This is a genomic window from Janthinobacterium sp. Mn2066 (genome assembly GCF_049319705.1).
In the GTDB taxonomy this organism is placed as follows: domain Bacteria; phylum Pseudomonadota; class Gammaproteobacteria; order Burkholderiales; family Burkholderiaceae_D; genus Janthinobacterium.
On sequence record NZ_JBMOUF010000019.1, the window covers coordinates 52,344 to 77,430 of the forward strand.

Consider the following 25,087-nt stretch of genomic DNA (forward strand, 5'->3'; position numbering starts at 1 on the left):
ATTTTGATCTACATCAATAAATTTGGCAGGTCGACTCCTTACACTGATCCCCGTTCTTGCAATCATGCAAGCTTTACTTCTTTAACCGATCAGGAAGCCGCGACCATGCGCCAAAATTTGCCAGTGACTAACCGTGAAGTCCCCGTGCTGGAGGACCAGGCCATCGTGTCGAAAACGGATATGAACGGCAATATCGTGTATGTGAATCCCTATTTCAGCCAGGTCAGCGGTTTCAGCGAGGCGGAGCTGCTCGGTTCGCCGCAAAACATCGTACGCCACCCGGACATGCCGGCCGAAGCCTTCGCCGACCTGTGGGCCTCGCTCCAGGCGGGCACGCCATGGACCGGCCTGGTCAAGAACCGCTGCAAGAACGGCGATTTCTACTGGGTGCGCGCCAACGTTACGCCGATCCGCGAAGCGGGCAAGACCATCGGCTATATGTCGGTGCGCGTCACGGCCGACAAGGACCAGGTCAAAGTGGCGGAGGAAGCCTACGCGGCCATCCGCAGCAAGCAGGGTGGCAAGATCCTGATCAAGAATGGCCAGATCGTGCGCCCCGGCCTGGCGCACCTGGTGCACAAGCTCACGCATATGTCGCTTAATCTGCGCATCTGGATGGCGACCTCCATCGTCAACTGTTTGCAATTGCTGGTGTGCATCATCAGCCTGTTTGCCAGCGGCGGCAAGGTCACTAATTACGCCATCTTCGGCGCCACCCTGTTCGGTTTCCTGATCAACGTCTTCCTCTGGTACACCTTGCGCAGCTCGGTGCTGCAGCCGCTGGGCAAGGCCTTGAATGGTGCGCGGGCGATCGCCGCCGGCGACTTGTCGGGCAGTTTTGAAACGGAAAGCACCGATGAAGTGGGGCAATTGCTGCGCGCGCTGCAACAGATGAACAGCAATCTGATCGCCACCATCCGCGACGTGCGCATCAATGTGGAAACCATGGCCGTGGCGACCAAGCAAATTGCCGTCGGCAATATGGACTTGTCGGGCCGCACCGAATCGCAGGCGGCCAGCCTGGAAGAAACGGCGTCGAGTATCGAGGAATTCTCATCGACCGTAAAACAGAATGCGGACAATTCCGTGCAAGCGAATGAACTGGCGCTGGCGGCATCAAAAGTGGCGGTGCAGGGCGGTGAAATCGTCGCCGACGTGATCACCACCATGGATGAAATCAACACCTCGTCGAAGAAGATTGTCGACATCATCGGCCTGATCGAAGGTATCGCCTTCCAGACCAATATCCTGGCCCTGAACGCAGCCGTGGAAGCGGCGCGCGCCGGTGAACAAGGCAAGGGGTTTGCGGTGGTGGCCGGCGAAGTGCGCAACCTGGCGCAACGCTCCTCGCTGGCTGCCAAAGACATCAAACAGCTGATCAATATTTCCGTCGGCAAGGTGAGCGCCGGCATGCAGCAGGTGAACCGCGCCGGCGCCACCATGGAGCAAGTGGTCAGCTCGGTGCAGCAAGTGACTACCATCATGCAGGAAATTTCGATCGCCTCGCGCGAACAAAGCATCGGCGTGGACCAGGTCAACCAGGCCATCGCCCATATGGACCAGGTGACGCAGCAAAACGCGGCCCTGGTGGAGGAAGCGGCAGCGGCAGCCACCCGCCTGGCCGAAGAAGCGGCCAGCCTGTCGCAAGCCGTCAGCCTGTTTAACTTCGGCAAGATGCCACCGCCGCGCCGTGTGGCCATCGTGGGCGCGGCCGCCAATACGGCCAAACCGGCCGCCCTGAAACGCCTGGCCGCCTGATACTTTTCAAGAAGCACACTATGCCTACACTACTCAACAACGCTAGCGCCGAACCGGACGCGGTGGTCGAATTCGACCCTGTCATCATCGGCAAGATGAGCCAGTCCGGCCCCCGCTACACGTCTTACCCGACCGCCGACCGTTTTACTGCAGAATTCGGTTACGGCAATTTCCTCGAAGCACTGGCCGCGCTGCGCATGCGCGGCGGGCGCCGCCCGCTGTCGCTGTACGTGCACGTGCCGTTTTGCGACACCCTGTGCTACTACTGCGCCTGCAACAAGATCATCACCAAGGACCGCAGCAAGGCGGCTACTTACCTCAGTTATCTGAAGCAGGAAATCGCCATGCAAGCCAGGTTGTTCGCTGGCATGAACCAGATTGAACAACTGCATTTCGGCGGCGGCACGCCCACCTATCTGAGTGAAAAACAGATGGATGAATTGATGGCCCATCTGCGCCAGCATTTCGACTTTGCTTCTGACGAAGACGGCGAATATTCGATCGAAATCGATCCGCGCACGGTCACGCGCGAACGCGTGTTTTCGCTGCGCGCGCAAGGTTTCAACCGCATCAGCCTGGGTGTGCAGGATTTCGACGATGACGTGCAAAAAGCCGTCAACCGCATCCAGCCCGAAGCGGAAACGGTGGCCATCATGCAGGCTGCGCGCGACGCCGGCTTCCGCTCGATCAGCATCGACCTGATCTACGGCTTGCCGAAACAAAACCTGGAGACGATGACGGCAACCCTGCGCAAGGTGATCGCCGCCAGCCCCGACCGCATCGCCCTGTACCATTACGCGCACATGCCGCATCTGTTCAAGCCGCAGCGCCGCATCCTGGACGCGGATATGCCCGACAGCACCACCAAGCTGGCGATGCTGGGCCTGTGCATTGCGCGCCTGACGGCGGCCGGCTACGTGTATATCGGCATGGACCATTTCGCCAAACCTACCGATGAACTGGCGATTGCCCAGCGCCAGGGCCGGCTGCACCGCAATTTCCAGGGCTATTCCACGCGCGCCGAAGCGGACCTGATCGCCTGCGGCGTGTCGGCCATCAGCTCGGTGGGCGCCGTGTACAGCCAGAATGAAAAGACCTTGGACGCGTATTACGAAAAGCTCGATGAAGGCATGCTGCCGATCGCGCGCGGCATCAAGCTCGATACGGACGATGTCTTGCGCCGCATCATCATCCAGATGCTGATGTGCAACTTCGAATTGTCGATCAGCTCCATCGAGCAAGCGCACCCGGTGCAATTCCGCCGCTATTTCGCTACCGAACTGGAACAGCTGCGCGTGCTGGCCCACGATGGCTTGCTAGTGATCGAAGACGACTGGCTGACGGTGACGCCGAAAGGGCGTTTATTGATACGCAATATCTGCATGGTATTCGACCGCCACCTGGCGCAGGCGCGCGCCGCTGCCATGCCGGATGCGCCGCAACCGCTGCGCTACTCGAAGACGGTATAACGCCCAGGCATGAACGCGCTCCTGCCACTATTTTTGGTCGGCCTGGCCGGCAGCGTGCACTGCATCGGCATGTGCGGCGGCATCGTGGGTGCGCTATCGGTCAGCACCTCCGCACCGGCACGCCCCGTGATCGCCATCGCCGTGGCCCGCCCACAATTCCAGACCAATGCTCTGCGCGTGATCGCCTACAACGGCGGGCGCATCGCCAGCTATATGCTAGCAGGCGCCATCGCCGGTAGCGTGGCCGGTGCCGGCATGTTGCGCATTGCCAGCCTGCAAGTGGCTGGCTACTGGCTGGCCAACGCCATGTTGATCGCGCTGGGACTGTACCTGATGAATGCCTGGTCGGGCCTGGCGCGGCTGGAATCGCTGGGCAATGTGTTGTGGCGCCGCGTGCGGCCCGTATTGAAACACGTGATGCCGATGGATACGCCCATCAAGGCGCTGGCCGTGGGCGGCTTATGGGGCTGGGTGCCGTGCGGCATGGTGTATAGCGCCTTGCTCACTGCCATGCTGCAGGGTTCCGCCCTGCATGGCGCGGCCGCCATGGCCGCCTTCGGCCTCGGTACCTTGCCCACCGTGTTTGGCATGGGCCTGCTGGGCGCCCGTTTGCGTTCGCGGATGCAGCATCGCCACGCACGCCTGGCGGCTGGCCTGCTGGTGCTGAGCTTTGGGCTGCTGGGCTTGCTACGCGCCGCCAACGGGGTCTCGCTGGGCTGGCTCGATGCACTGTGCGTGACGGGCCACGGATGAACGCCGTTTTGCAATCTGCCAGCTGCTTCCATTGCGGCTTGCCTGTGCCCTCCGGTGCGTACTGGAACGTCGTCATAGACGATGTACCACGCGCCATGTGCTGCCCCGGTTGCGAGGCGGTGGCGCAAACCATCGTCGATATCGGTCAAAGCAGCTATTACCGCGAACGCGCTGAATACGCCGTCAACGCGAGCGAGACCGCCATGCTGCCGCCCGAACTGCGCTTGTACAGCAATGACGATGCGCAATTCACGCGCGATGCCGACAGCTGTGAAGCGACTTTATCCGTGGTAGGCATACGCTGCGCCGCCTGCGTCTGGCTGATCGAGCGCCAGTTGCTGCGCCTGCCCGGCGTGCAGGCAGCCAGCTTGAACGTGGCGACGGAACGCCTGTACGTGCGCTGGAGCAAGCAACAATGCACGCCCGGCGATATCCTGCAAGCCGTGCGCCAGGTCGGCTACACGGCGTATCCGTATGACGCCGTGCGCCATGGTCAGCAATTGCAACAAGCCAGCAAGACTCTGGGCCGCCAGTTATTCGTGGCGGGCCTGTCGATGATGCAAGTGATGATGTACGTGGCGCCCGCCTACCTGGCCGAAGAGGGCACGCTGGACGACAATATGGCGAGCCTGATGCGCTGGGCCAGTTTGCTGCTGACCTTGCCCGCCATCTGTTATTCCGCCATGCCGTTTTTCCAGGGCGCCTGGTCCAGCCTGCGCGCCCGCACCCTGGGCATGGACGTGCCCGTCACACTGGGTATCCTGGCGGCCTTTTTCGGCAGCGTGGTGGCCACTTTTACAGGGCAGGGCGAAGTGTATTTCGACTCGGCTACGATGTTCATTTTTCTCTTGCTGTGCAGCCGGTATTTCGAGCTGCAGGCGCGCCGCAAGGCAGCCTCCGCGCTGGAACATTTGCAGCACGCCTTGCCCGCTTCCGCCTCGCTGATGGCCAGCTTTCCCGCCAGCCGGACCGCCACGCTGGTGCCGGCCGGCAGCCTGGCCGTGGGCGACATCATCCTCGTCAAACCCGGTGAAGCGATTGCGGCCGACAGTGTCATCGTGGAAGGCAGCAGCGCGCTCGATTTGTCCTTGCTGACGGGCGAAAGCGCGGCGCAACGCAGGAAGGCGGGCGAGCGGGTGCCGGGCGGCGCCATCAACGCCAGTGCTGCGCTCATTTTGCGCGTGCTCAAACCGGCGCGCGACAGCACCTTGTCCGACTTGTTGAAACTGATCGAGCGGGCTGGCAGCGGCAAGCCGCAAATTGCCTTGTGGGCCGACAAGGTGGCGGCCTGGTTCGTGCTGGGCCTGCTGCTGTTTGCTGTTGCCGTGTTTGTCTTCTGGCACTGGCATGATCCGGCGCAAGCCTGGCCGGTGGCGATTGCCGTGCTGGTCGTGTCGTGCCCGTGCGCCTTGTCGCTGGCCACGCCGACGGCACTGGCGGCCGCTACCGACAGCCTGCTGCGGCGCGGCGTGCTGATCGTCCAGCCCCACGTGCTGGAAACCCTGCACAGGTGCACCCATATCGTGTTCGACAAGACGGGCACCCTGACTATGGGCCGGCCCGTGCTGCAGCAGATCGAGGCACTGGACGACATCACAGAGAACGCGTGCCTGCAACTGGCCGCCGCACTGGAAGCAGGCAGCGCCCATCCGCTGGCGCAAGCAATCCTGGACGCCGCCGGCGCGCCGCTTTGCCATGCCGAACATCTGCAGGAAGTACAGGGGCAGGGACTCGAAGGCGTGGTCGATGGCGTACGCTACCGGCTGGGCAATGCAGCTTTTGTCGCCGCCATCGCGGGCCCGCCGCTGGGCGACACGGCCATCGGCGTGCAGGGCATGACGCCGCTGTATCTGGGTGTGCAAGGGCAGTGGCTGGCGCGTTTCCTGCTGAGCGATGCCTTGCGCCCAGAAGCGCAGGAAGTCATTGCGTATTTTCACCGGCGCGGCAAGCAGGTAGTGCTGCTCAGCGGCGACCAGGAAGCGCTGACGCAAGGCGTGGCGGCCGAACTGGGTATCGCCGTGGCATGCGGCGAATGCCTGCCCGATGAAAAACTCGATTTCGTGCTGCAGTTGCAGGCGCAAGGCGCGGTGGTGGCGATGGTGGGCGACGGCATCAACGATGCGGCCGTGCTGAGCGCGGCCGACGTGTCGTTCGCCATGGGGAGCGGCGCCGCGCTGGCGCAGGCGCATGCCGATGCGGTGCTGCTGTCGCCGCAATTGCGCCCGGTGCTCGATACGGCGAAAACAGCCGCGCGCAGCATGTCCATCATCCGCCAGAACCTGGGCTGGGCGACTTTGTACAACGTCACCGCGATTCCCGCCGCTGCCCTGGGCTTTTTAAATCCCTGGCTGTCCGGCGTGGGCATGGCGGCCAGTTCGGCCGTCGTGATCGCCAACGCCCTGCGCCTGCGGAAAAGTTAAACCATGGAAGCACTTTACCTCCTGATTCCCCTCAGCATCATCGTCGTCTTTATCGCGCTGTGGGTGTTTTTTACGGCGTCGGATAGCGGCCAGTTCGACGACCTGGTGGGACCCGGTTTGCGTCTGTTGCAGGACGACGATACGAGTGTCACGCCACCGCCGGAAAACCCGCGCGACTGACTGCTGCTGCAGCAATCTTGGCCGGCTTTTTTACCTGGATCACGTTTCACTGCATGCCGGTTCGATACGCTTGTTCCATCTGGAGAATTTTGATCCACATCAAAGTTTTTTGACAGTTAAACAATTACTCTCTGGCCATCATCATAGATCGTCATTCCGGGAGAGCATTTGTGGATCAATCGCTGAACTATAACTACAAGATCGTGAAGCAATTTGCGATTGCGACTGTGGTTTGGGGCATCATCGGCATGCTGGTTGGCGTCATCATCGCCGCCCAGCTGGCGTGGCCTGCCCTGAACCTCGACATACCATGGCTGACCTATGGACGGCTGCGGCCGCTGCACACGAATGCGGTGATTTTTGCCTTCGGTATCTGCGGCCTGTTCGCCACCTCGTACTACGTGGTGCAGCGCACTTGCCAGGTGCGCCTGTTTTCCGACAAGCTGGCCGCGTTCACCTTCTGGGGCTGGCAAGCGGTGATTTTGTCGGCCGTCGTCACCCTGCCGATGGGCCTGACGCGCGGCAAGGAATACGCGGAACTGGAATGGCCGATTGCCATCCTGATCGCCGTCGTCTGGATCGCCTACGCCATCGTGTTTTTCGGCACCTTGATCAAGCGCAAGGTAAAGCATATCTATGTCGCCAACTGGTTTTTTGGCGCCTACATCCTGGCCGTGACGATCTTGCACGTGGTCAATGGCGCCGTGATGCCGGCCTCGGCCGGTAAATCGTATTCTGCCTACAGCGGCGTGCAAGACGCGATGATACAGTGGTGGTACGGGCATAACGCGGTGGGCTTCATCCTGACGGCCGGCTACCTGGGCATGGTGTATTACTTCATCCCGAAACAGGCCGAGCGCCCCGTGTACTCCTACCGCCTGTCCATCGTCCACTTCTGGGCGCTGATCTTCACCTATATGTGGGCCGGCCCGCACCATCTGCACTACACGGCCTTGCCGGACTGGACCCAGTCGATCGGCATGGTGTTCTCCCTGGTATTGCTGGCGCCCTCGTGGGGCGGCATGATCAACGGCATCATGACCTTGTCCGGCGCCTGGCACAAGCTGCGCACCGACCCGATTTTGAAATTCATGATCGTCTCCTTGTCGTTCTACGGCATCGCCACCTTCGAAGGTCCGATGATGTCGATCAAGACCATCAATTCCCTGTCGCACTACACCGACTGGACCGTGGCCCACGTGCATGGCGGCGCTTTGGGCTGGGTAGGTTTCATCACCATGGGTTCGATTTATTATTTGCTGCCACGCCTGGCGGGCAGCACCAAAATGTATAGCACCCGCCTGGTCGACATGCATTTCTGGGTGGCCACCATCGGTATCGTGCTGTACATCGCCGCGATGTGGATCGCCGGCGTGATGCAAGGCTTGATGTGGCGCGCCGTCAACCCGGACGGCACCCTGACCTATACCTTCGTCGAGAGCGTGAAAGCGACCTATCCCTACTACGTGGTGCGCGTGGCCGGCGGCCTGCTGTATCTGTCGGGCATGTGCATCATGGGCTACAACACCTACATGACCTTGCGCGGCAGCAAATTGCCCGTCGCCCGCATCCCCGAACTGAACGCGGCGCACGCCTGACAGGAGCATCAGACAAATGAAATTTTCACACGCATGGATTGAAAGAAACCCCTGGCTGCTGATCGCCCTGGTCACCCTGGTGATCAGTGTCGGCGGCGCCGTCGAGATCGTTCCCCTGTTCTTCCAGAAGAGCACCACGGAACCGGTCGCCGGCCTGAAACCGTACTCGCCGCTGCGCCTGGCCGGACGCGACATCTACGTGCGCGAAGGCTGCTACAACTGCCACTCGCAGATGGTGCGGCCGCTGCGCGCGGAAACGGAACGCTATGGCCATTATTCGGTCGCCGGCGAGTTCGTCTACGACCGGCCGTTCCAGTGGGGTTCCAAGCGCACCGGGCCCGACCTGGCGCGCGTGGGCGGCCGCTACAGCGATGAATGGCACCGCACGCACTTGAACAACCCGCGCGACGTGGTGCCCGAATCGAACATGCCGTCTTACCCCTGGCTGGCGAAAACCAAGCTGGTGCCCGACGAGATCATGCCGAAGATGCGCGCGCTGCGCCGCCTCGGTGATCCGTACAGCGATGCAGAGATCACCGCCGCGCCGGAACAGCTGAAAGACAAGACGGAAGAAGACGCCCTGGTGGCCTATCTGCAAGGCCTCGGTACATTAATCAAAACAAGGAATTAGCATGGCAATCGATAACTTGTTCGACAGCGCCAGCAGCGTCATGACGGTGGTGTCCTTTACGACGTTCGTGGGCATCCTGTGGTGGACCTTCAGCCGCAGCAAGAGCGATATCGAGGCGGCGGCGCAGCTGCCCTTCGATGACGAGATCCTCGACCAGCCGGCCCCAGTGACAGCAGAGGAGCGGACCCATGTCTGACTTTACCAGTGAGTTCTGGAATATCTACATCATCGTGCTGTCCCTGCTGGGCATCATCGGCTGCGGCGTGCTGCTGTACTCGCAATCGAAGATCAAGGTGGCGCCCGGCGCCCCTGCCGACGGCACTACCGGCCACGTGTGGGACGATGATCTGAAGGAATTGAACACGCCGATGCCGCGCTGGTGGATGTGGCTGTTCTACATCACCATTGTCTTCGCGCTGGCCTATCTGTTCCTGTATCCTGGCCTGGGCACCTATGCCGGCAAGCTGGGCTGGAAATCCTCGGGCCAGTACGAAGAAGAACTGAAAAAAGCGCAAATCGATTACGGCCCGCTGTTCAACAAGTACCTGCGCCAGGACTTGAAAACGGTGGCGGCCGATCCGCAGGCGCTGGCCATTGGCCAGCGGCTGTTCCTGACCTACTGCGCGCAATGCCACGGCTCGGATGCGCGCGGCAACAAGGGTTTTCCCAACCTGACCGACAGGGACTGGCTGTACGGCGGCGAGCCGGACGTCATCAAGACCACCATCCTGCACGGCCGCAACGGGCAGATGCCGCCCATGGGTGCAGCGCTGGGGTCGGAAGCCGATATCGAGAACGTGGCCCACTATGTGCTGAGCCTGTCCGGTTCCACCGCAGACCCGATCAAGTCGGTGCTGGGCAAGGCCAAGTTCGGCGCCTGCATGGCCTGCCATGGCGCGGACGGCAAGGGTAACCAGCAGTTGGGTGCACCCAACCTGACGGACAAGATCTGGCTGTATGGCGGCAGCGCCGACACCATCATGGAAACCATCCGCAAGGGGCGTAACAACACCATGCCCGCCTTCGGTGAATTCCTCGGTGAATCGAAAGTGCATGTGCTGTCGGCCTATGTGTGGAGCTTGTCGAATCCCCAGCCAGCTGCAAAATAATGTCCGAACCTCAAGTCATCCAGATGTACGCGGCCCGCGAGCAGATCTACCCTCGCGAGGCCAAAGGACGCTACGCCACCTGGCGCTGGGTTTGCCTGTGGCTGACCCAGCTGGCGTTCTACGGCTTGCCGTGGCTGAGCTGGAACGGCAGGCAAGCGCTGCTGTTCGACTTGACCACGCGCAAGTTCTACATTTTCGGCGTGGTGCTGTGGCCGCAGGATTTTATCTACCTGGCGGCCCTGCTGATCATCTGCGCCTATCTTTTATTCCTTGTCACGGCCATCGCCGGCAGGGTCTGGTGCGGCTTCGCCTGCCCGCAAACCGTGTACACGGAAATCTTCATGTGGGTCGAACGCAAGATCGAAGGCACGCGCAGCGCGCGCATGGCGCTCGACCGGCAAGGCCCGTCCTTGCGCAAGACGGCCAAGAAAACCGCCAAGCATATGGCCTGGGGCGCCATCGCCCTGTGGACAGGTTTTACCTTTGTCGGCTACTTCACGCCGATACAGGAATTGGCGCATGAAGTACGCACGCTCAACTTCGGTCCCTGGGAATGGTTCTGGGTCTTGTTCTACAGCCTGGCCACCTATGGCAATGCAGGCTGGCTGCGCGAACAGGTGTGCAAATACATGTGCCCATATGCGCGTTTCCAGAGCGCCATGTTCGACCAGGATACCCTGATCGTCAGCTACGATGCGAAACGCGGCGAACCACGTGGTGCGCTGAACAAGAAAACCGCCAGTGGCGACGCCCAGCTGGGCGCCTGCATCGATTGCAGCCTGTGCGTGCAGGTGTGTCCGACCGGCATCGATATCCGCAAGGGCTTGCAATATGAATGCATCGGCTGCGCCGCTTGCGTGGACGCCTGCAACAGCGTGATGGACAAGATCAGGCGCCCGCGCGGACTGGTGCGCTACAGCACGGACCATGCACTGGCCAACAACTTTGATGCACGACAAATACGCCGCCGCGCCATGCGCCCGCGCGTGCTGGTCTACACCGCCATCCTGGCCCTGATCACCATCGCCGTCGGCAGTTCCTTGCTCTTGCGCACGCCGTTGAAACTGGACGTGATCCGCGACCGCGGTTCGCTGGGGCGCGAAGTGGAAGACGGCATGATCGAAAACGTGTATCGCCTGCAAATCATGAATACGTCGGAACAGCGCCAGACCTACCGCATCACGGTCGATGGCTTGCCCGGCTTGACCCTGCTCACGCGCGATGAAGTAACCGTCGAGCCGACGGAAACGCTGGCCTGGCCGATCCGCCTGCGCGCGCCGCACGGCGTGGGGGACAAAGGCTCGAACAAAATCGGCATTGCATTGACTTCGCTCGACGACGCCTCGCTGCATGTCCATGAAAAAGCGGTGTTTTTTGTACCGCGCTAAAGAAAAGGAAAAACCATGTCCCATCCCTCGCCGCTACAGGCGCCCGTCGCTCCCTGGTATAAGCACCGCTGGCCCTGGCTGCTGATGGTGGGCCCTGGATTGTCCGTCATCGTCGGCAGTGTCATGGGCTATATCGCCTTTACGCAACCCGACGCGCTGGTGGTGGGCGATTATTACAAGCAGGGCAAGGCCATCAACCAGGACTTGCGGCGCGATACAGTCGCCAGCAACCTGGCCATGGACACCCGCCTGGCCTATGACGTGGCGCAAGGCCGGCTGACGGGTTCCGTGCACAGCTTCGGCAAGGCTTACCAGGCGCCGCTGCAGCTGCACCTGGCGCACGCCACCTTGCCGGAAAAAGATATCCGGCTGCTGGTGCAGCCCGATGCACAGGGGAATTTTTCGGTAGCGTTGCCGATGCTGGAACGCAGCCGCTGGCAAGTGCTGGTGGAGAACGACAAGCGCGAGTGGCGCTTGTCGGGGATCTGGAGCTGGCCGGTGCAGCGCGCGATTACCCTGCGCGCCGACGAAGAGCTGTAAAACCTATTTGCAGTTGTCGGTACCGGCCGTAATGGCTTTCAACTTTGCTGGCTGCAAGATCTCGATCTCGCGGTTCGACACGCGCAGCCAGCCTTCCTTCTTGAATTTCGACAGCAGACGGCTGACGCTTTCGATGGTCAGCCCCAGGTAGTTGCCGATCTCTTCGCGCGACATGCGCAGCTGGAAATTGCTGCCCGAATAACCGCGCGCTTCGTAGCGCGAGGCCAGGTTGACGATGAAGGCGGCAAACCGCTGCGTGGCCTGCATATTACCCAACAACAACATCACGCTTTGCTCACGCGTGATTTCCTGGCTCATCATGCGGTGAAAATGGCGCAGCAGGGTCGGCATGTTTCCCAGCAATTGTTCCAGGCTGGAAAACGGGATTTCACACACTTCGCTGTCTTCCAGCGCCACCGCGTTGCAATGGTGGCGGTCGGCGCTGATGGCGTCCATGCCCAGCAGTTCCCCGGCCATCTGGAATCCCGTCACCTGCTCTTCGCCACCCGGATTGATCTGGTACGTCTTGAAGTGCCCCAGGCGTATTGCATACAGATTCTGGAATGCATCGCCGATGCGGAACAGCGAAGCGCCACGGGGCACCTTGCGGCGGCGGCCGATGATCTGGTCCAGGCGGTCCATGTCGCCCACATCCAGGCCCATCGGCAAACACAGCTGGTGCATGCTGCACGTCGAGCAGCGCGCGCGCAACGCCTCCACGGAAACCACGGGTGGAATAGGCGAAAGTAGCGCTTCAGTCATGTCTGTACCTTTTAGAAAAATGCAACATCAAGTTTACTGCATAGTACGTTGCCATGCGACAATTTCAGCGAAAAACAGTACAAATAGCGACATCCATCCTTTAATTATATGGCAACATCGTGGAACCTCGCTATAGCGCCGTACTCGCCAGCACCGCAATGCGAAAAGGCACAGGCTGATTGCTTGCCAAGCCAGGGTATTGATAGGAAAATAAATCATGAAACCTCTCGGCATCAAAGCAAAAGTCGCCCTGGCCACCAGCCTGACCTCGATCGCCATGATCGCCCTGGTCACCATGATCCAGGTGCAGCGCATGCGCGACGACTTCACCACCGTGCTGCTGAGCCAGCAAGCGGCGCTGGTCGCGCGCACGGCGGAGGAACTCGACGACAAGCTGCAGATGTTGCTCGACATCATCTCCCAGACGGCGCAGCACCAGCCCCCCGAACTGATGCAGAACGCCGGCCAGTTGCGCACCTACTATGAACAACGGGCCGTGCTGGCCCTGTTTGACGATGTGCTGGTGCTGGACAAGCAGGGCAAGGTGGTGGCCGACGTGCCCCAGGTTCCAGCGCGCAATGGCATCGATGTGACCGACCGCGACTACTTCAAGACGGTGATGCGCACGCGCCGCGCCATGATCACCGAGCCCATGCTGGGCAAGACCAGCCACCTGCCCATCGTGCAAATGGTCGCTCCCGTGCTCGATGGCCAGGGCGAGGTAGTGGGCATCGTGATCGGCGTCTTGCGCCTGTACAAGGACAATCTGCTGGGCCATCTGCGCCAGGCCAAGGTCGGCAAGAATGGCTATTATTTTGTCCTCACGCGCGACCCCGTGCCCCTGTATGTGCTGCACCCGGACACCAGCCGCCTGCTGCAGCCCCGTTCGCCAAACGCCAATCTGGCCACCACGCAATTGCTCAAGCAGGACGGCGAGGGCAGCATGATCAGCACCAATAGCCAGGGCGTGACGGCCGTCAACAGTTTCCAGCGCCTGAAATCGGTCAACTGGCTGCTGGCTGCCTCCTTGCCCGTCGATGACGCCTTCGAACCGTTCGACGGCGTGCTGTACCGGCTGGTGCTGTGGAGTATCTTCGCCTCGCTGCTGGCCGCCCTGGTGCTGGGCTGGGTAACCGTGCGTTTGCTGTCGCCGCTGGTGCGCCTGCGCGACACCTTGCTGGCCCTGCGCGTCAGCGGCAGCCGCTTTACGCCCATCCCGGTGCAGCAGCGCGACGAAATCGGCGAACTGACCGACGCCTTCAATGGCTTGATGAGCGAGCGCGAACGGCTGCAGCAGGAAGTCGAGGTGCGCGCCGGCGAGCTGGAACAGGAGCGCGACCGGGCCGAAGCGGCCAACCGCGCGAAGAGCGATTTCGTGGCCAATATGAGCCATGAAATCCGCACGCCCCTGAATGCCGTGCTGGGCATGGTGTATTTGCTGGGCAATACCCGGCTCGACACGGAACAGCGCAAATACCTGACCATGGTGCGCGTGGCGGGCCAGTCGCTGCTGGGCATCCTGAACGACGTGCTCGATTTCTCGAAGATCGAGGCGCGCCGCATGGACTTGTCGCCGATCGAATTCGACCTCGATGAGCTGATGAATACCCTGGCCACCACCATGACCATGAATGCCGGCGAAAAGGAGCTGGAACTGGCGATCGCCGTCGAACCGGACGTGCCGCGCCGCCTGGTGGGCGACGCCCAGCGGCTGCAGCAAATCCTCGTCAACCTGGCGGGCAACGCCATCAAATTTACGGAAAGCGGCGAAGTGGTGGTGGCCGTCAGCCTGGCGCAGGACGAACCGGGCCAGCAAAACCGTTCATGGCTGCGCTTCGAAGTGCGCGACACGGGCATCGGCATGACGGCCCAGCAGCAGGAACAGTTGTTTACCGCTTTCTCGCAGGGCGACCAGAGCATCACCCGGCGCTTCGGCGGCACGGGCCTGGGGCTGGCCATCAGCAAGCACCTGATCCACATGATGGGCGGTGAAATTGCCGTTACCAGCAGCGAAGGCAAGGGCAGCCGCTTCTGGTTCAGCGTGCCCTTCGACGTGCTGGCCCAGCCCGAGGCCGAACGGCGCACGCCGGCGCTGGGGCAGCTGCGCCTGCTGGTGGCCGACGACAACCGCACCAGCCGCGAGCTGATCGTCAAGCTGATCGAGGCCTGGGGCTGGAATGCCGACCAGGTCGATTCCGGTTTCGCCGCCATCGCGCTATACCGCGAACGGCTGGCCCAACAAGAACCGTACGATGTGGTGCTGGCCGACTGGCATATGCCGGTGATGGACGGCCTGGCCACGGCCAAGGCCATCCGCGAGGCGGCGACGGGCCAGCGCCAGCCCATCGTGGTGATGGTCAATGCCTTTGCCCGCAACCACCTGGAAGAAATCTCCAGCGCGGCCGAAGCGGACGTGGTGCTGATGAAGCCGATCACGGGCTCGAGCCTGTTCGACGCCCTGCACCAGGCCCTGAGCGCCAAGGACAATGACGGCGAAGCGCGACTGCATGCACAGCCCGCAGGCACGGCGCTGGCCGGCATGCACTTTTTGCTGGTCGAAGACAATCATTTGAACCAGGCCGTGGCACGCGGCATCCTGGAACACATGGGCGCCACCCTGGACGTGGTGGCCGATGGCTTGCAGGCGGTGGAACGGCTGCGCGCAGAAGCACTGCGCTATGACATCGTGCTGATGGACATGCAAATGCCCGTCATGGACGGCTTCAGCGCCACCCACATCATCCGCACGGAGCTGCGTTTGACCTTGCCCGTGATCGCCATGACGGCGGGCGTGCTGGCCTCCGAGCGCGAACGCTGCATGACGGCCGGTATCACCGACTTCATCGCCAAGCCGGTGGTGGTGGAAGAAATGATGGAAGTGATCACCCGCCACCTGCCGGCACGTCCCCATGCGCCCGTTCTGGAAAAAACCGCGGCGGCGCCGGTGGATGAAGACGTATTTTCCATGGCCCCCCTGATGCGCGTGATGGGGCACGACGCCAAGGGCAGGGGCGTCTTGCGGCGCATGGTGGAAGATGCGCTGAACAAGGGCATGACGCCCGTGCGCGAAGCCGAGACAGCCTTGCAGGAAAACCGCCACGGCGACGCCGCGCGCATCCTGCACGGCTTGCGCGGCTCCGTCGGCACCCTGGGCACCAAGCGTTTGATCCAGGCTGCGTTTGCCGCCGAAGAAGCGATCCATACGGAACGCCTGGATGAGGTGCCGGCGCTGCTGGCAAAAGTACGGGAAGAGCTGGAGCAGGTACTGGCAGCCGCGCGCGCGTGGCTGGCGCGGCTGCAGGATGAAGACTGGGCTTAGGCAGGTACGCCCAAAATCACGCTCGACGCTTTAAAGATCGCCGTCAGCTTGCCGCCTTCGGTAATCCCCAGGTCGCTGCTGCTTTGATTGGTGACAATCGCGGCGATGGTGCCGCCGCCGGGCAGGTCCAGCACTACTTCCGTATTCACGGCGCCCGTCTGCACGCGGGTCACGCTGCCCGTCAGCTGGTTGCGGGCCGAGAAGCGGGCGCCTTCGCTGTCGGCCACCAGGATCACCGAGGACGCCTTGATCAGCGCGAACGCTTCCACGCCCACGGCCAGGCCCAGGCTTTCGCTGCTGTCGCGCGTGACGATGGCGACGATGTGTTGGCCGCCCGGCAGTTCCAGCACGACTTCATCGTTGACGGCGCCCGTCTTGAGCTGGGCAACCTTGCCCAGGAATTGATTGCGCGCGGTAGTTTTCATGGCCATTCTCCGTATGAGTAAAAGATCGTCGGCGATGCCTTCCGCCTGGCTGCCCAGCTGGCGCAGATAGCGTGCATGCTCGCGTTCGATGATACGGAAATTGTCGACCAGCTGGCGCCCGCGCGGCGTCAAACGCGTGCCGCCGCCGCCCTTGCCGCCCGTCAGGCGCTCGACCAGCGGTTCGCCGGCCAGGTTGTTCATGGCGTCGATCGCGTCCCAGGCCGCCTTGTAGCTCATCTTGACGGCCTTGGCGGCCTGCGTGATCGAGCCATGTTCGGCGATGGCGCCCAGCAGTTCCACGCGGCCCGTGCCACCCAGGTTTTCGCCGCCCACCGTCATCCATACCGAGCCTTGCAGGCCGATTCCTGCTGTTTTATCCGCTACATTATCCAATTAGGCCGCCTTATTCTCTGCACTATCGATCTGGCCGTCGCGCAGGTAAAGCACATGTTCGCCCAGGATGCGTGCGTCTTCCGGATCGTGGGTGATCAGGATGATCGGCACTTCCAGGCGCTGCTGCCACTGGCTCAGCTCCAGGCGCATTTTGACACGCAGGGCAGGGTCGAGGGCGGCAAACGGTTCATCGAGCAGCAGGGCGGCCGGATCGGATACCAATGCCCGCGCCAGCGCCACCCTTTGGCGCTGGCCGCCAGACAACTCATCGGGATACTGGTGCGCCAGTTCCTGCAAATGAAACGCGTCGAGCCACTGGTCGACTTTTTCCAGTTTGGTGCGCGCACGCGGATTGAACCAGCCCCGGCGCAGGCCAAAACCCACGTTCTGGCGCACCGTCAGGTGGGGAAACAGCGCGTAGTCCTGGAACAGGTACGCCACGTTGCGCTGCTGCGGCGCCAGGTTGATGCCGGCGGCGGAATCGAACAGGGTGCGGCCATTCAGGCGGATATGGCCTTCGCTGGGCGTAAACAAGCCGGCGATCGCCTTCAAGGTCATGCTCTTGCCGGCGCCGGACGGGCCGAACACGGCGATGCGCTGGCTACTGGAGGTGCATTGCACGTGCAAATTAAAACTGCGTTTGCCGGAGCGCAGGGTTGCGCGGATGTCGAGGTCGAGTTGCATAGGCTTTATTTGTGAACGATGCGCCCCGGCGCCAATCGGCCAGCGGCCAGCAGCACCACGATGCAGACGGCAGACGTGATCAGCACCAGCATGTTGGCGGCATCATCCTGGCCCGCCTGCACCGCTTCATACACGGCCACCGACAGGGTTTGCGTCTTGCCCGGGATGCTGCCAGCGACCATCAGGGTGGCGCCGAATTCACCAAGAGCGCGCACGAAACCGAGCAGCACACCCGCCAGGATACCGCGCCACGCCAGCGGCAAGGTCACGCGGAAAAAGATGCCCATTTCAGAGATGCCCAGCACGCGGGCCGCCTGTTCCAGCTGCCCATCGACCGCTTCAAACGCAGCGCGCGCCGGCTTGAAGACGAGCGGAAACGCCACCACCGTGGAAGCGATCACGGCGCCCTGCCAGGTGAAGATCAGGTTGATGCCGAAGTGTTCCTGCAGCCAGATGCCCAGGGTGCCGCGCCGGCCCAGCAGCACCAGCAGATAGTAGCCCAGCACCGTGGGCGGCATCACCATCGGCAGGGTCAGCAGGGCGTCGAGCAAATCGCGCCCCGGGAAGCGGGCGCGCGCCAGCAGATAGCCGGTGCCGATGCCCAGCAATAAATTCAGCGCCGTGGCCCACGCCGCCACCTTCAGCGACAGGGCCAGCGCGGTCCAGGCGATATCCATGCAGTGCTACTTCAGTAAAAAATTATGGTTTCTTGAAACCGTATTTTGCCAGGATGGCTTGTGCTTGCGCCGTTTGCAGATAGCTGACAAAACGCTTGGCTTCGGCCGCGTTGGCGCTGCCCTTGATGGTAGCGATAGGGTAGGTTACGGGCGTATCGAGCGGGATTTCCAGCACCACCTTGACCTTGTCTTTCACGATGGCGGCATCGGTGCCATACACAAAGCCGGCATCGACTTCGCCACGCGCCACATAGTCCAGCGACTGGCGCACATTCAGCGTGCTGATGGCCTTCGGTTGCACGCTGTCCCACAGGTTCACTTTTTTCAAAGCGCCTTCCGAATAGCGGCCCACGGGCACGCTGGCCGGGTTGGCAATCGCCACGCGCGTCACGCTTTTTTGCGCCAGGTCATCCAGGCGCTTGATATCGAGCTTGCTATCGTGCGGCACGATCAGCACCAGGCTGTTGCCGACGAAATCGTGACGGTCGGCCGCCAGCACCAGGCCCTGCTTTTGCGCCGCATCCATGGTTTCCTGGTCGGCCGAGGCAAACACATCGACCGGCGCACCCTTGACGATCTGCTGCAGCAGCACGCCCGACGCGGCAAAGTTCAGGGACACTTTACTGCCCGGATACTGCGCCTCATAACTCTGTGCAGCATCCTTGAACGCATTCGTCAGGCTGGCGGCAGCCGACACCACCACTTCACCGGCAAAAGCCGACGAGGCGGCAGTAGCAAGCAGGGCGGCACTGAGGAAGGTAGCAAGAGTCTTGAGGCGCATGGTCGTATCCCTTATTAGATGAAGAACAGGACCGTAATATACACTGATATATAGCGTTGCTGTTGTTGCATGGGTCTGCCATACCGGCAATGCTTCACTCAATATTATCCGCGACGCAGACGACATCGCAGTTGACACTACGCCGGTATGGTTTTGTCATGTAACGTAGTATTTGACAGATAAAGAAAAAATGTTAAATATAAAATAATATTGCCTGATTATAAATTTAAATATCTACCTTACCTCGTACACATATGACAAGCCTATGTCTCTGCACTATTTTATTTTTCATGATCCGCAACGATCCATTTTCGTTGCGGAAATTTAGATTACTTTGACAATATTTATTGTGAAGTTATTGTATTAGCCATAAATGACAACAGTGCAGACGATTTTGGATAATTATTACGATTAAGGGTAACAGCAGTATCAAATCTCCAGTTCATAACATAAATCACAGGAGAGTTTTTATAATTATTAATAAAATCCCAATATAACTGAATCTGATCGTGCAATTGTTGATCTGTCATACCAATTGGCGTTGATGGTGGCACCAATACCCATTTCTGACTATTTGGATTATTTGCTGGCGCAACACGGTTATACGATATCCACATATCCGCTACAGACCAATTATAATTATCAATGCCGATCCAATCCGGACTACTCTTATCAGTCGTGGGACAAGCAGAAATCGGAGCGCCGTTTTGTACTTCTTTTACATTATTTACATCTTTTGATTGCCCATAAGACAATACTGTATATATCGGCATATTAAGCCCATATGCCTTCATTGCCTGTCGAAGCGTACATACATAACTTGCGTACTGATACTGTACATAGGTCTGGTTTGATTGCAATGCAGGATTTCCAAACGGTTCATCAATAAAATAAATAGCTGATGGAATATTTGATGAAGTTCCTATATTGAATGCTATCCTCCAAATATTTGACCAAGATCCCATCGATTGGCATTGAGTATTATTAACTGCACCGGGACATATATCAAGTATGGGAGAACCGCCTGGTGAACCAGATCCAGCATTGATAGAAATAGCACATTTATTTCCGATACACGCAGAAGAATTTAAATTTTCTATCGTGTGTACCACATTCAGATTTGTGGTACTAAATCCAGTACCGGATATTATATTTAACGCATCCGTTGCACTATAAGGTGGATTACCACCTTGGTAAAAATCCAACCAATCATAACCATAATATTTTATATTAGAGTTAGGTCCACCTGCAAATGCAGAGCCACATAAAAATAGCGTAGCTACTACGGATAAAATAATTCTTTTCATTATCATTCCATGCCTTTATCGTTAACAAAATTAACAAATAATTTATAATCAAAAGACAATCATATTGAATATAAATTTATAAATTTACATTATCATTGAAATTAAATACAATGAAATTATTAATTATAACTCATTAAGTGATGTTAAATTAAATAGTGAAAGATATGCATAACTAAGTTACTGTTAAAGGGATTCAAGGAGTGGGTCAACCTGTACCCGACTCCCGTGCCCCCCGCTCCGCGTTTTCGACAAGCAAAAGATACCGCAGCGAGTAGCGTACCGAGGTGTATTCGTGCCTCAGACTGAAAAACGAAATTCAGCACCGGATTGACGGGAATGCCACATCGATAAGGCTATGGGTCTACGGATGATCATTGCGACAATGTGTGTATTTCCAGGCAATCATCCTTGCTATGCTCTGCTACCCCATCATTCACTTGGAACATAATGACTACGCGCTGGCTGTTTGCCATCCTGTTGCTGCTTGCCAGCCCTTTTCATGCAGCCCATGCCGCGCCCGGTGCAGGCGACATGGCTCCCGATTATCTCGGTAAAACGATTGATGACAAGGAATTATCTGTCGCTGACTACCGGGGCAAGGTGGTGGTGGTGTCGTTCTGGGCCACGTGGTGCCCTTATTGTATGAAAGAACTCCCCATCCTGGAGGGGATACAGCAGACGGCAGGGGCGGACAATGTACAGGTCGTTGCCATCAACACAGAGGATCGCGCCGTCTTCCGCAAAGTCAGGCGTGCGCTGAGCAAACTGACGCTGAACATGTCCTATGATCCGGGCAAGAAAAGCGCCGATCTGTATGGCGTCAACGGCATACCGCATTTGCTCATCATCGGCCGCGATGGCCGCATCCGTAATGTGTACCGCGGTTACGACGAATCCTCGCTCGAAGGCATCGTGGATAGCTTGAATGCCGCCACTGCCAATAATTGACGAGACAAACCAGGCTGCTACCGGCGGTGGCAATCCTTAACGCGGTGCCGGGAACATCGCTGGCACAGTGATGGCGTACATCGCGCCGGTTTGCTGATATACTGTATAAAAACACAGTATATGAGCGTATAATGGAATTGACTGACAAGCTGGAGATCCTGGCCGATGCGGCCAAGTACGACGCTTCCTGCGCCAGCAGCGGCGCGCCCAAACGCGACTCCATTGGCAAGGACGGCTTCGGCGCCACCACCGGCATGGGCATCTGCCACAGCTACACGCCCGATGGCCGCTGCGTCTCGCTGCTCAAGATACTGCTGACGAATTACTGCCTGTACGATTGCCAGTACTGCGTCAACCGCCGCACCTCGAACGTGCCGCGCGCCCGCTTCACGGTGGCCGAAGTGGTCAAGCTCACCACCGATTTTTACCTGCGCAATTACATCGATGGCCTGTTCCTCAGTTCCGGCATCATCCAGTCGGCCGACTACACCATGGAGCAGCTGGTACAGGTGGCGCGCGAACTGCGCGAAGTGCACCAGTTCCGCGGCTATATCCACCTTAAAACCATACCGGACGCCGACCCGGCCCTGATCGCCCAGGCGGGCCGCTATGCCGACCGGCTCAGCGTCAATATCGAGCTACCCACGCAGGACAGCGTGCAAAAGCTGGCGCCTGAAAAAAGCGTGCATACCATCAAGCTGGCGATGGGTTCCATCCGCCGCAAGCTCGATGAAAAAGCCGCAGAACCAAAGTCGCCGCGCTTCGCACCGGCCGGCCAGAGCACGCAAATGATCGTCGGAGCGGATGCCAGCGACGACCAGAAAATCCTGTCCACCGCTGAAACGTTGTACAGCAGCTACAAGCTCAAACGCGTGTACTACTCAGCCTTCAGCCCCATCCCGGACAGTCCGAAAAGCGTGCCCCTGGCGCCACCGCCCATGCTGCGCGAACATCGCTTGTATCAGGCCGATTTCCTGCTGCGCAGTTATGGTTTTCAAGCCAGCGAATTGCTGCCGGCAGAAGGCGGCAACCTGGCGCTGGACATCGATCCCAAACTGGCCTGGGCGCTGGCGCACCGCGAGCATTTTCCGCTGGACCTGAACCGCGCAGCACCGCATATGATCGCCCGCGTGCCCGGCATCGGCCTGCGCAATGCGCAGCGCATCGTCGACCTGCGGCGCTTGCGCCAGGTGCGTTATGCCGACCTGTCGCGGCTACGCTGCAGCATGAAAAAAATAGCCCCCTTCATCATCACGGCCGATTATTTTCCCTCGCGCGACACCTGCCCCTCCGACCAGCTGCGGCGCGCCATGGCCGACGCGCCGCAACAGATGAACCTGTGGCCGGAACTGCAGGCAGCGTGAAGAACATGGTCGTGCGCCGGGTGCAATCGTTTGATGAGTGGCGCGTGGCGGCGCGCGGCTTGATCGCCAGCGGTGTGCCACCGGCAGTGGTGCAATGGCAATCGCTGGTGAATGATGGCGACCTGTTTTCAGGAGTGATGGAAGAGGCGAATGATGAAACGCCAGCTGATGCACCGGCCTTGCGCCTGCCGCGCCAGCTGGTCGAGCTGCTGGAATGCGCCGCCTGCTACAGCGCCATCGACCGCTGGGCTTTTTTATACCAGGTACTGTGGCGCTGGCAGCGCGGCGAGCACGATGTGATCTCGCCCGCCGACCCCGATGGCGCGCGCCTGCACGGCATGGTCAAGGCCGTCCACCGCGAAGAACACGATATGCATGCCTATGTGCGTTTCAGGGAACGCACAGACACCGCTGCCAATGATGATGCGCCGCGCTTTGTGGCCTGGTTCGAACCCACCCACGAGGTGCTGCCACAAGTGGCCCGCCACTTCGCACGTCGCATGGGTAGCATCAGCTGGATGATCGCCACGCCCACGGCCACCATGATGTGGGATGGCGCCACCTTGCACGCCGGCCCCGCGCTGCTCAAGGGCGCAGCCGATATCGAGGATGACGGCGAAGCCCTGTGGCTGACCTACTACCGCAGCATCTTCAACCCCGCTCGCGTGAATGCCGGCCTGCTGCGCAGCCATATCCCCTCGCGCTTCTGGAAAAACCTGCCCGAAGGCGCCATCGTGCCCGCCATGATCACGGGCGCCGCCAATGGCGAACGGCGCACCGGACAAACGGCCACCGTTGGGCAGCGCAGTGGCGCGGCCACCATCCCCATCAGCCCCGAACGGGCTTTGCCCCAGCGCGACACCTTGACCACGCTACAGCAATGCCGCCGCTGCGAACTCTGGCAGCACGCCACGCAAGCTGTGCCCGGCAATGGCCCACAGTCAGCATCCATCATGCTGCTCGGCGAACAGCCAGGCGACCAAGAAGACCTGGCAGGCCTGCCCTTCGTCGGCCCGGCCGGCGCCGTGCTGGAGCAAGCCATGGCAGAAGCGGGCTTGTCACGCGACAGCGTCTACCTCACCAACGCCGTGAAACACTTCAAGTGGGAACCACGCGGCAAGCGCCGCCTGCACAAAACCCCCGCCCAGCGCGAAATCACCGCCTGCCACGCCTGGCTGGAAGAAGAACTGGCACGCGTCAAACCCGAAGTGATCGTCGCACTGGGCAGCTCCGCCTTGAAGTCCCTGCTGCAAGACAGCACGGCCACCTTGCAAGCCATGCTGGGCACACCGTTCCAGCATCAGGGCCGCTGGGTGATCGCCGTGTATCACCCGTCGTATGTCTTGCGAGCGCCCGATGAAGCGAGCCGGAGGCAGGCTTATGCGGTGATGGTGGAGGGGTTGCGGCGAGCGCTGAAACTGATTAAGGGATAAGCAGGTTTTTTGCTGGAACCATATGAGAATGAATCATATAGCCCCAGCTTGTACCCTATTGCAGGATCCATAAAAGCCGAACTAGCTCAGCCTGATTAGCTTAATCTGACCCGGGCCGACGGCTAAAGTCAGGATTTTCCCAAGTTCGATATACTACTCTTTTGCAAAAGTGCAATAGTATCGAATGCCCGACCTAAAGTATCCTCAGAAGCAACAGCACATGAATCAGATAAAACTTCGATCCATTTTGCTATAGCCTCATATTCTTTAAAATCCAAACCATACAATCTGGTTAATATAAAATCATCCCAATATTCAACTACTGGACTACGATCAAGTACCTGCAATAAAGCATCTGCCGGTAGAAATAAGGAATCCGGTCGCGCTGAAGAAAGTCTTAAAATACTAGGAAGATAGTATAAAAATGCCTGAGGGGTGAATGAAAAGAAAGCATCTCTATGCGCTTCCCAATCATCCCATGTAATATCATGCCAGTCTTTATTTTTAAACCAATTTGCGTCATTTGTCTCCGACGTAATATCCTTACTAAACTTCACAACTTCGCTTGGCATGGCACGCGAAGAAAATGCATTTTCAATAATTTTCAACATATTTAATTTAATAAGTTTGTACAATTTCCAACATGAGACCAAGCCGATGCCTGAGCTTGTTGATGTCCTACATCTCCACCAGCCCAACATAGTTGATCACGATGTGAACGAGAGGATGCTTCATCAAGCCACGCTTTCAATCTACTTTGCAACTCAAATCGAGACATACCAGGTCTACATGCGGCCGGTTTAAATTTTCCAACATTATCTTTGGCTGTTTGAACTTTATCATTAAGATAACTACATTGATCACCTGATGCACATATTCCCATCACAGCACTGGCTGCATCTCGAACAACTTTTGGCCAAAAATGTTGAGATTCTGCACCTAATACATTCGAATTCTGTAATGGTGGTGCTATAGGAATAAGTATTGGCAAGGGAACAGCCTGCAATCCTAATGGATCTACACTCATAATAGGATTTCCATCTACATAAGCATAAGTATTATTCCCGCCCGCCAACCCAATCGGATCACTCTGCAAATACCGTCCCAACGACGCATCATAATAACGGTGCCAGTTGTACCACAGCCCC

At 59.2% G+C, this 25,087-nt stretch carries 23 protein-coding genes; 15 read left to right on the plus strand and 8 right to left on the minus strand.

The features are described from left to right. Positions 1–105: 105 nt before the first annotated feature. The 11 genes from ACL9RI_RS26640 to ACL9RI_RS26690 all read left to right on the plus strand — a co-directional run bounded on the left by ACL9RI_RS26640 (position 106) and on the right by ACL9RI_RS26690 (position 11,846). Entirely contained in the window at positions 106–1,758 is a 1,653-nt protein-coding gene (locus ACL9RI_RS26640; RefSeq protein ID WP_422729476.1) for a methyl-accepting chemotaxis protein, read from the plus strand. Positions 1,759–1,778: 20 nt separating this feature from the next. Further along, entirely contained in the window at positions 1,779–3,227 is a 1,449-nt protein-coding gene (gene hemN, locus ACL9RI_RS26645) for an oxygen-independent coproporphyrinogen III oxidase (RefSeq protein ID WP_422729477.1), read from the plus strand. Between the two features lie 9 nt (positions 3,228–3,236). Further along, positions 3,237–3,980, plus strand: coding sequence for a sulfite exporter TauE/SafE family protein (locus ACL9RI_RS26650; RefSeq protein WP_422729478.1), 744 nt, complete (start codon positions 3,237–3,239; stop codon positions 3,978–3,980). Continuing rightward, the gene (locus ACL9RI_RS26655) at positions 3,977–6,400 is read left to right on the plus strand and encodes a heavy metal translocating P-type ATPase (RefSeq protein WP_422729479.1); all 2,424 of its coding nucleotides are present in this window, start codon (positions 3,977–3,979) and stop codon (positions 6,398–6,400) included. The genes ACL9RI_RS26650 and ACL9RI_RS26655 overlap by 4 nt, the downstream gene beginning before the upstream one ends. A 3-nt stretch (positions 6,401–6,403) precedes the next feature. Beyond that, positions 6,404–6,580 (plus strand): cbb3-type cytochrome oxidase assembly protein CcoS, encoded by a 177-nt coding sequence (gene ccoS, locus ACL9RI_RS26660; protein WP_422729480.1) that lies wholly within the window; start codon positions 6,404–6,406, stop codon positions 6,578–6,580. 170 nt (positions 6,581–6,750) lie between these two features. Then, entirely contained in the window at positions 6,751–8,178 is a 1,428-nt protein-coding gene (gene ccoN, locus ACL9RI_RS26665; RefSeq protein ID WP_183682287.1) for a cytochrome-c oxidase, cbb3-type subunit I, read from the plus strand. A gap of 16 nt (positions 8,179–8,194) precedes the next feature. Continuing rightward, on the plus strand, positions 8,195–8,809 hold the full coding sequence (gene ccoO, locus ACL9RI_RS26670; protein ID WP_422729481.1) for a cytochrome-c oxidase, cbb3-type subunit II: 615 nt from the start codon (positions 8,195–8,197) through the stop codon (positions 8,807–8,809). Between the two features lies 1 nt (position 8,810). Then, positions 8,811–9,005 carry a cbb3-type cytochrome oxidase subunit 3 gene (locus ACL9RI_RS26675; RefSeq protein WP_422729482.1) on the plus strand — a complete coding sequence of 65 codons (195 nt, stop codon included), beginning with the start codon at positions 8,811–8,813 and terminating at the stop codon, positions 9,003–9,005. After that, entirely contained in the window at positions 8,998–9,918 is a 921-nt protein-coding gene (ccoP, locus tag ACL9RI_RS26680; protein ID WP_422729483.1) for a cytochrome-c oxidase, cbb3-type subunit III, read from the plus strand. Before ACL9RI_RS26675 ends, ccoP begins: the two co-directional genes overlap by 8 nt. Next, positions 9,918–11,306: a cytochrome c oxidase accessory protein CcoG gene (gene ccoG / locus ACL9RI_RS26685; protein ID WP_422729484.1), complete on the plus strand. Its 1,389-nt coding sequence runs from the start codon at positions 9,918–9,920 to the stop codon at positions 11,304–11,306. Before ccoP ends, ccoG begins: the two co-directional genes overlap by 1 nt. A gap of 15 nt (positions 11,307–11,321) precedes the next feature. Then, the gene (locus ACL9RI_RS26690) at positions 11,322–11,846 is read left to right on the plus strand and encodes a FixH family protein (protein ID WP_422729485.1); all 525 of its coding nucleotides are present in this window, start codon (positions 11,322–11,324) and stop codon (positions 11,844–11,846) included. Between the two features lie 3 nt (positions 11,847–11,849). On the opposite strand, the gene fnr is transcribed toward ACL9RI_RS26690, so the two are convergent. Next, positions 11,850–12,608 (minus strand): fumarate/nitrate reduction transcriptional regulator Fnr, encoded by a 759-nt coding sequence (fnr, locus tag ACL9RI_RS26695; protein ID WP_422729486.1) that lies wholly within the window; start codon positions 12,606–12,608, stop codon positions 11,850–11,852. Between the two features lie 217 nt (positions 12,609–12,825). On the opposite strand from fnr, the gene ACL9RI_RS26700 reads away from it, so the two are divergent. After that, a complete protein-coding gene (locus tag ACL9RI_RS26700) occupies positions 12,826–15,927 on the plus strand; it encodes a response regulator (RefSeq protein WP_422729487.1) in 3,102 nt (1,033 codons plus the stop codon). Here the strand turns inward: ACL9RI_RS26700 and ACL9RI_RS26705 are convergent. The 5 genes from ACL9RI_RS26705 to ACL9RI_RS26725 all read right to left on the minus strand — a co-directional run bounded on the left by ACL9RI_RS26705 (position 15,924) and on the right by ACL9RI_RS26725 (position 20,194). Further along, the gene (locus ACL9RI_RS26705; RefSeq protein ID WP_422729495.1) at positions 15,924–16,691 is read right to left on the minus strand and encodes a TOBE domain-containing protein; all 768 of its coding nucleotides are present in this window, start codon (positions 16,689–16,691) and stop codon (positions 15,924–15,926) included. The two genes, ACL9RI_RS26700 and ACL9RI_RS26705, sit on opposite strands and share 4 nt — an antisense overlap. A gap of 54 nt (positions 16,692–16,745) precedes the next feature. Beyond that, positions 16,746–17,429: a sulfate/molybdate ABC transporter ATP-binding protein gene (locus ACL9RI_RS26710; RefSeq protein ID WP_422729488.1), complete on the minus strand. Its 684-nt coding sequence runs from the start codon at positions 17,427–17,429 to the stop codon at positions 16,746–16,748. Between the two features lie 5 nt (positions 17,430–17,434). Beyond that, positions 17,435–18,106, minus strand: a complete 672-nt coding sequence (gene modB, locus ACL9RI_RS26715) for a molybdate ABC transporter permease subunit (RefSeq protein WP_183682262.1) — start codon at positions 18,104–18,106, stop codon at positions 17,435–17,437. Between the two features lie 22 nt (positions 18,107–18,128). Further along, positions 18,129–18,887, minus strand: coding sequence for a molybdate ABC transporter substrate-binding protein (gene modA, locus ACL9RI_RS26720; RefSeq protein WP_422729489.1), 759 nt, complete (start codon positions 18,885–18,887; stop codon positions 18,129–18,131). 344 nt (positions 18,888–19,231) lie between these two features. Beyond that, complete coding sequence (locus ACL9RI_RS26725) at positions 19,232–20,194, minus strand: hypothetical protein (protein WP_422729490.1); 963 nt, start codon at positions 20,192–20,194, stop codon at positions 19,232–19,234. 447 nt (positions 20,195–20,641) lie between these two features. Here ACL9RI_RS26725 and ACL9RI_RS26730 point away from each other — a divergent pair, with 447 nt between their 5' ends. The 3 genes from ACL9RI_RS26730 (at position 20,642) to ACL9RI_RS26740 (ending at position 23,939) form a co-directional block, all read left to right on the plus strand. Then, positions 20,642–21,142, plus strand: a complete 501-nt coding sequence (locus ACL9RI_RS26730) for a TlpA family protein disulfide reductase (protein ID WP_422729491.1) — start codon at positions 20,642–20,644, stop codon at positions 21,140–21,142. Between the two features lie 131 nt (positions 21,143–21,273). Beyond that, positions 21,274–22,506 (plus strand): putative DNA modification/repair radical SAM protein, encoded by a 1,233-nt coding sequence (locus ACL9RI_RS26735; RefSeq protein ID WP_422729492.1) that lies wholly within the window; start codon positions 21,274–21,276, stop codon positions 22,504–22,506. A 5-nt stretch (positions 22,507–22,511) separates the two neighbouring features. After that, entirely contained in the window at positions 22,512–23,939 is a 1,428-nt protein-coding gene (locus tag ACL9RI_RS26740; protein ID WP_422729496.1) for a UdgX family uracil-DNA binding protein, read from the plus strand. A 128-nt stretch (positions 23,940–24,067) separates the two neighbouring features. Here ACL9RI_RS26740 and ACL9RI_RS26745 read toward each other — a convergent pair whose 3' ends face one another. Together ACL9RI_RS26745 and ACL9RI_RS26750 are read right to left on the minus strand one after the other, a co-directional pair. Then, positions 24,068–24,550: a hypothetical protein gene (locus ACL9RI_RS26745; protein ID WP_422729493.1), complete on the minus strand. Its 483-nt coding sequence runs from the start codon at positions 24,548–24,550 to the stop codon at positions 24,068–24,070. 2 nt (positions 24,551–24,552) lie between these two features. Continuing rightward, positions 24,553–25,087: RHS repeat-associated core domain-containing protein (locus ACL9RI_RS26750; RefSeq protein ID WP_422729494.1), on the minus strand; the 535-nt coding region annotated here is incomplete at its 5' end.